Origin of the sequence: Bartonella sp. AS69XJJH, assembly GCF_042195585.1 — a bacterium.
Lineage (GTDB): Bacteria > Pseudomonadota > Alphaproteobacteria > Rhizobiales > Rhizobiaceae > Bartonella.
Window position 1 is genome coordinate 1 of record NZ_JBHIOO010000082.1, and the last position, 1,537, is coordinate 1,537.

Sequence of the window (1,537 nt, forward strand, 5' to 3'; positions counted from 1 at the left end):
AGAATGGGATGCGATGCGCCCGCAAACGATTGCCGTCTCTGCGACACCAGGACGCTGGGAAATAGAACAATCTCACGGCACTTTTGCAGAACAAATTATTCGTCCAACAGGGCTTGTTGACCCACCAACAGAGGTGCGTCCAGCCAGAAATCAAGTCGATGATGTTGTGAATGAAATTCGTAAAACAATTCAAAAAGGCTACCGTACATTGGTAACAGTTCTCACAAAGCGTATGGCCGAGGACTTAACTGAATATCTCCACGAACAAGATATTCGCGTACGCTATATGCATTCTGACATTGATACATTAGAACGCATTGAAATTCTACGCGATCTGCGGCTTGGCACCTTTGATGTCCTCATCGGTATCAACTTGCTCCGAGAAGGCTTAGATATTCCAGAATGTGGTTTTGTTGCCATTCTAGATGCCGATAAAGAAGGCTTTTTGCGCTCTGAAACCTCCCTTATACAAACAATCGGACGTGCTGCACGTAACGTAGATGGCCGTGTTATCCTCTATGCAGATACAATCACAGGCTCCATAGAACGAGCCTTACAGGAGACACAAAGACGTCGACAAAAACAAATAGCCTATAATGAAGAACACCATATCACACCGAAAAGTATCAAAAAAAATATCGGAGATATTCTCAATTCAGGCTATGAAAACAACCATATTCGCACAAATATTCCTGATGTCATCGAGAAAAAAAATATGGTTGGCAAAAATTTAGCTTCTCATATTAAACACCTTGAAAAATTAATGCATGAAGCAGCTACTGATCTCAACTTTGAAGAAGCAGCGCGACTTCGCGATGAAATCAAACAATTACAAAAGATAGAACTAGAAATCGCTGAGAACCCCTTAACACATCATAGCGAACAATCCACCCATGAGCCCGTGTTACAACCAAGTCTTTTCTCCAAACCAGACCTTGCACACATGGGACCAACCATGGACACTGGTATTTTGGAAAGTCGAAAAGGAAAATCTCGTAAAAACACTCCTAATCAAGCAACAATAAAACGAAAAAAAACGCAATCAACAAAGAAGTAGAAAATTTCAAACCGCCTAAAATAATCTTCAGCTCATCTAAAAAAAGACTAAAGCTCAAAAGCAAACAGCATTATCCGAAAAATAGACAACCTCAAACATCAAGGGTGCTCTCATTTGTCAAAAACACCATAAGAGAGAACATTTTACAAAAAATGTCTAAAATTTATTGACTTTTTAAGCAATTTTTCTTGTTAAACCGCGTTATAAAAAATCCCTAAAAATGTAAAAAACTTCTAAACTCTAAAAAAGCAGACAAATTTAAAGAGAGTATCTGATATATAGATATATCAAAAAATTGCTCACAATATATTATCTTTATACAGTTATACTCTGACATCGAACTCAAATATTATTTAGCCTCACAAGAGAATATTCAAATAGGACACTGTTCTATCACACAAATAAAGTAAAACAAGACTTTATCATAGTATCATAAGCCTATGATAAAAAATGATAACTTTTATTCATACATCTATTGTT

1 protein-coding gene is annotated in these 1,537 nt (G+C 37.2%); it reads left to right on the forward strand.

The window, feature by feature from the left end; all coding sequences use genetic code 11:
- The coding region (locus tag ACFIK6_RS09745) for a helicase-related protein (RefSeq protein WP_375642728.1) at positions 1 to 1,057 on the forward strand (1,057 nt) is incomplete at its 5' end.
- Between the last annotated feature and the right edge of the window lie 480 nt (positions 1,058 to 1,537).